The 5,673-nt window shown below is 73.2% G+C and carries 5 protein-coding genes; all 5 read right to left on the bottom strand.

Going from position 1 to position 5,673, the window contains the following annotated elements; genetic code table 11:
• Positions 1–64: 64 nt before the first annotated feature.
• The gene (gene raiA, locus C5H89_RS16315) at positions 65–694 is read right to left on the bottom strand and encodes a ribosome-associated translation inhibitor RaiA (RefSeq protein ID WP_104108043.1); all 630 of its coding nucleotides are present in this window, start codon (positions 692–694) and stop codon (positions 65–67) included.
• A gap of 225 nt (positions 695–919) precedes the next feature.
• Positions 920–1,858, bottom strand: coding sequence for a phosphoribosyltransferase family protein (locus C5H89_RS16310; RefSeq protein WP_205305084.1), 939 nt, complete (start codon positions 1,856–1,858; stop codon positions 920–922).
• Positions 1,859–1,968: 110 nt separating this feature from the next.
• Positions 1,969–3,765, bottom strand: coding sequence for an LpqB family beta-propeller domain-containing protein (locus C5H89_RS16305; protein WP_104108042.1), 1,797 nt, complete (start codon positions 3,763–3,765; stop codon positions 1,969–1,971).
• Positions 3,762–5,384, bottom strand: a complete 1,623-nt coding sequence (gene mtrB / locus C5H89_RS16300) for an MtrAB system histidine kinase MtrB (protein ID WP_104108041.1) — start codon at positions 5,382–5,384, stop codon at positions 3,762–3,764. Before mtrB ends, C5H89_RS16305 begins: the two co-directional genes overlap by 4 nt.
• Before the next feature lie 9 nt (positions 5,385–5,393).
• The coding region (locus tag C5H89_RS16295) for a winged helix-turn-helix domain-containing protein (RefSeq protein ID WP_162799425.1) at positions 5,394–5,673 on the bottom strand (280 nt) is incomplete at its 5' end.

The following is a 5,673-nucleotide window of genomic DNA, read 5'->3' as shown; positions in this document are numbered from 1 at the left end:
CGACGCCCCGCAGGACGTCGGCGCACCAGGATGCGGCGGGCGGCCCAGCCGCGGCGTGGAGTCGTCAGTCGACGAGGTCGAGGCTGATGACTCCGTAGTCGTAGCCCTTGCGGCGGTAGACCACCGAGGGCTTCTCACTCTCCTTGTCGACGAAGAGGTAGAAGTCGTGCCCCACCAGCTCCATCTCGTAGAGGGCCTGGTCCAGCGTCATCGGGGAGCCGCTGTGCGACTTCTCGCGCACCACCAGCGGGCCCTCACCGGTGACGGTGAGCGGTCCCACCTTGCGCTCCGCCACGGCGTCGTCGTCCTCGGCGCCGTCCTGGGTGGGCTCGATCGGCTCCGCGACGTCCGCCAGGGCCTCGCCGACCGAGACCGGGGTACGCCGCCCACGGTGGACGCGCCGACGGTCCGAGGCCTTGCGCATCTGCGTGGCCATCTTGTCCAGCGCCAGGTCCAGGGCGCCCATCTTGTCGTCCGCAGCAGCCTCCGCACGGATGACCGGGCCCTTGGAGAACGCGGTCAGCTCCACCTTCACGCCCCGCTCCTGCTGGCGCGGGTTGCGCTCGGCCGACACCTCCACCTGCACGCGGATGATCCTCTGGTCGTGCTTCTCCAACCGGGACAGCTTCTCCTCCGCATGGGCTCGGAACCTGTCCGATACCTCGAAGTGCCTTCCGGTGACAACTACGTCCATGTGAACCTCCGATTCAACGTTGGCTACCCGTGCAGGTCGCACCCCGGCACCATCTCACGGTGCTCGGGGTGGTTGAGATGGAGCCCGTCCGGCCGACCTGGTCTTCGACCCCACAATCGCCTGCTGAGGCCTTCGCAGCTTCTCTGCCACTGTCGGCCTTCTCCCGGGGACCGCCGCATCTGACGGCGGGACCGGGGCAGGACTTACTTCTAAGCCGCACCGTGATCAGCTCTCCGGCAGGGCCGGTGAGAGCCTTACGTGGACCGTTTCGCCTGCGACTGGCATCGGCTTGCCACCTGGACGCGACTCGCGCCCGGACGACGCAACCACGGACCCGGACGGACTCCATGCACCGACGCTATCCCGTGGTGGGTCGCGCCGGTTCACGAACCCCCCATCCGGAAGCATCGGGACCGAGGCGCGACGCCGCACCGCGGCCACCACGGCGATGGCGGCAACCTCCAGCCCCACCGATTCCAGGGCCCGCTGGGCCTCGCGCGCGGTCGCCCCGGTGGTGAGCACGTCGTCGCACAGGACCACCCGGCACGGGCCCGGGCCCGCGGCCAGCCGGCGTACCCCGGCGCTGGGACAGTGCATGGACAGGGCGAGGTTGGCCGCCCGCTCCCGGGCGTCGAGCATCGACTGGTCACGGACGCCGCGGTGGGAGCGGAGCAGCCCCGCCACCCGGGTACGTCGACCGCCCGCCCGCAGCGTCCGCGCGGCGATCCGCACCATCCGCCCGGTGGGGTCGTCCCCTCTCGCCCGGGCCACGCCGGGCCGTGACGGCACCGGGACCAGCACCACCTCCTCGCCGGCGGGCCAGGAGCGCGAGGCCGTGCGGACCGCACCCGCCAGCGCCTCCCCCAGCGGCCGGCCCAGGGAGAACCGTCCGTCCTCCTTGTGCCCTACCACCAGGGCGCGCAGCAGTCCGGCGTACTCCCCGGCAGCCCACGGCGTGGCCAACCCTGGCGGCGTCGGCGTCGGCCAGCTCACCCTGCCTCCCACGGGCAGCGTCAGCGCACAGTCGGGGCACACCATCCGCCCCGGGCGCGCACACCCCAGGCAGCTGCTGCCGAGCACGAGGTCGAGCACGGCATCGCGCACCCCGCCCGGGGTCAGCTGGGCGCCGGCGGCGGCCTCGAAGGGCTCCCGGGGCGTGACCATGGCCCTCATCACAGCCCACCCGCCGGCTCGACGGGCGCGACAGGGCGGCAGCTGTGGAGCAACGCGACCAGGCGATGGCCGCCCTGGCTCCTGTGGACGTGCCGGGGAGCTCAGCCCACGTAGCCGATCCAGGTGACGCCCGCCTCGAGGGCCGACAGCCGCCGACCTGGGTCCAGGAGGTCGGTGACCCCGGCCTTGCCCACCACGTAGGGGCTCGCCCCCTCCTCCGGCGAGCTGACCAGCGCCGAGGCCCGCCCCGGGATCCGCAGGGCACCCGTGTCGGCGAGCTCCCCCGGGGCTCCGTCGACCGCGACGGTCCGGACCTGGGAGACGTCGCCGGCCACCGCGCTGAGCACCGAGACCGAGGTCGCCGAGCGCCAGCCGATGTCGGTGATCCGATGCCCGGGCTCGACGTCCAGGTCGATCTCCCGAGCGGGGGTCGCGCGCAGCACCCGTCCGGCGCTGCCGTGCAGCACCCGGCTCACCACCAGCCGGTCCCGACGAGCGCCGCGGACCACGGCGACCAGCCGGCTGCCGTCGCGGGAGACCTGGAAGGCCTTCACCTGGGTGCCGGTCAGACCGGGAACCACCACCTCCCGCACCTTGGTGCCGACCGCCACCGAGACCCGGGCGCCGGCCGCGGTGCGGTCCAGGAGCCACAGGCGGTCGGCGAAGTCCCAGGCGGGGGGCAGCAGGTCCGTCGCCCCCGCCACCACCTCGGTCACCGCTCCGCCGGGGTCCGAGAGCGGCGCGACGGAGACCGATCCACTGCGCGAGACCCCGGCGGCGACGGTGCCGCGCAGGTTGACCGCGGCGCTGACCAGTCCGGCCCCCGCGACCCCGAGCGGTCCGGCGGTGGCCTCGAGCTCGTCCATCCGACCACGCACCAGCAGCCCGTCGCGGAGCGCGAAGACCTCGTCGCTGGCACCCAGGGCGTCGGGGTCGAACCTCGCCCCGGCCTCCCGGGGGATCTCGCTGACCCCTCCGGGCAGCGGCAGGCGCCTGCCGTCCAGGGTGACCTGGACCGCACGCACCCGCGGCTCCTGACGCAGGGTCCAGGCGATCTGGGCGGCCATCTCCTCGCTGACGGCGTCGAACTCCTCGCCCGCCCCGGCCAGGGCGACCTCGGCCAGCCCGTCGGCACTGATCGGCACCGAGGAGGTCGCCAGCCGGAGCCCCGGGGGCATCGCGCTGCGGGTGACCTGACCCAGTTCCTCGGGCGGGCCCAGGAGCAGGCCGCCGACCAGGGCGGTCGCGAGCTGGTCCCCCGCGGGCACGAACACCGGCTCCGGGACCAGGATCGAACCGGTCGGGTCGAGGAACTGCAGGGAGGTCCGGACGAACCGCTCCTCGAACCAGGACGCGGGGACCAGCAGGGCGTCGGGGGCCTCGTCGATGCGCCACTCGTCGCCCTCGCGGACCATCGGGAAGCTCAGCCGGGACTCCTGCTCGTCCAGCTTGCGCTCCCACGCCCCGCGCGAGTCGTAGCGCTCGGCCCCGAGCACGCCCAGGCTCACCGACCGCTCCCCCACGGGGGCCTCGAGATCGGTGTAGGTGATCGTGGCCCGCTCGGGTCGCCACGTGGCCCGCGCCCTGGCACTGAGGAACTGCTTGGCCACGCTGGTCCTGATCGGGGTGGCCTTCATCGCCTCCAGGAAGCCGTTGACGATCTCCCGGGACGACGACCCGACCGCAGGCGGGCGGGGGTCGTAGAAGGTGCCGGCCCGAGAGCCGTCCTGGGCCGGCGGGTCGATGTCGACCACGGGTCCGGTGTCGGGCATGCCGACGCAGGCGCTCAGGGTGGCCGTCAGCAGGAGCGGGGCCAGCAGGACCGGCAGGAGTCGTCGCAGCAGGAGCAGCGGCCGCGGGAAGCGTCGGGCCGCACTGGGGACGTGGGTGCGGATCACGCGCTCACCTCCGAGTCCACCGGGACCAGGGGCAGCGGGCTGTGGCGCAGCGACTGGTTGAGCCGGCGCGGGAGCGTGAGCCGGAACTGCGCGCCCTCGCCGGGGCGACCCCACGCCTGCAGCCAGCCGCCGTGCAGGTGGGTGTCCTCCATCGAGATGGACAGGCCGAGACCGGTGCCGCCGCTGGTGCGCGCGCGGGCGGGGTCAGCGCGCCAGAACCTGTTGAAGACCATCGCCGACTCCCCCGCCGCCAGGCCCACGCCGTAGTCGCGCACCGAGATGGCGGCCGTCTCGTCGTCGGCGGCCACCCGGATCACGATGTCCCGGGTCTCGGCGTGGTCGATGGCGTTGGTGACCAGGTTGCGCACGATGCGCTCGACCCGGCGTACGTCGGCCTCGGCGAGGCAGGGCTTTCCGGGGTCGATCACCACCACCCGGGTGAGCCGTTGCTCGGCCAGGGCCTTGGTGTTGTCGGCCACCCGGCGCACCACGTCGACCAGGTTGACGTCGTCGGCCTCGAGCACCGCCGCCCCGGCGTCGAAGCGGCTGATCTCCAGCAGGTCGGCGAGCAGGGTCTCGAAGCGGTCGAGCTCGGTCTGCAGCAGCTCCGCCGCCCGCGCGGTCGCGGGGTCGAAGTCCTCGCGGGCGTCGTGGAGCACGTCGCCCGCCATCCGCACCGTGGTCAGCGGGGTGCGCAGCTCGTGGGAGACGTCGCTGACGAACCGACGCTGCAGGCGGCTCAGCTCCTCGAGCTGACGGATCTGGCGCTGCAGGTTGGAGGCCATCTGGTTGAACGACGTCGCCAGCCGGGCGAGGTCGTCCTCACCGGTCACCCGCAGCCGCTCCTGCAGCTGCCCGGCCGCCAGCCGCTCGGCGACCTCGCGGGCCAGCCGGATCGGGGCGACCACCTGACGGGTCACCAGCCAGGCCACCCCGGCCACCAGGACCACCAGCAGCACCGCGGCCGCCAGCAGGGCACGGGTCACCAGCGCCAGGGTCTCGGCCTGCTCGGTGAGTGGATAGAGGTAGTACAAGGTGTAGGTCTCGCCGTTGGCCGGGAGGGTCACCTGGGAGGCGACCGCGATCCCCGGCCCCTCCTCCACCCCGGCCACCGGCCCGGTGGTGCGGATCTTGGTGTAGGTCCAGGCAGTGCCGCGAGGCTTGGAGAACCGCTCCTCCAGGGCCGCCGGGACGCTGGCCTTGTCCAGGTTCTGGGTGAACTTCGCGCCGCCGCCGGCCAAGGTGTTGCCGCCGGTGGTGACGGGCGGCGAGAGGATGACCGCGAACCCGCGGGTGGAGCCGCGCCCGATGATGGGGTCGATCAGGTCCTGCTGCTGGCCGGAGGCGTTGACGTCGGTGCCGGCCGCGAAGGAGAGACGGCTTCGTGCCTCGGCTGTCTCGTCGTCCGCCTCTGCCACCACCCGCTGGACCCGCTGCTCCAGCAGGCCGTCCCGGGTCTGCTGCAGCAGGAACCAGCCGACGCCGCTGACCACGACGGTGGAGAGCAGCACGGTCCCCGCCACCACGCGGGCCTGGATCGAGCGTCGCCAGATCGTCAGGGCGCGCCGCAGCCCGGTGGAGAGACGGGCGAGGGGGCGCGGGGCGCGCGAGGAGGACATCGTGGGCTGCTAGGACTTGCCGGCTTTGTAGCCCACTCCACGCACCGTCAGCACGATCTCAGGATTCTCGGGGTCGTGCTCGACCTTGGAGCGCAGTCGCTGCACGTGCACGTTGACCAGGCGGGTGTCGGCGGCATGGCGATAGCCCCAGACCTCCTCCAGGAGCACCTCGCGGGTGTAGACCTGCCACGGCTTGCGCGCCAGGCAGACCAGCAGGTCGAACTCCAGAGGGGTGAGGTTGATCGCCCGGCCGTCCCGGGTGACGTCGTGGCCCGCCACGTCGATGACC

This window comes from Nocardioides sp. 616, assembly GCF_002930065.1.
GTDB lineage: Bacteria > Actinomycetota > Actinomycetes > Propionibacteriales > Nocardioidaceae > Nocardioides > Nocardioides houyundeii.
This window is presented reverse-complemented; position numbering and strand designations above follow the sequence as displayed.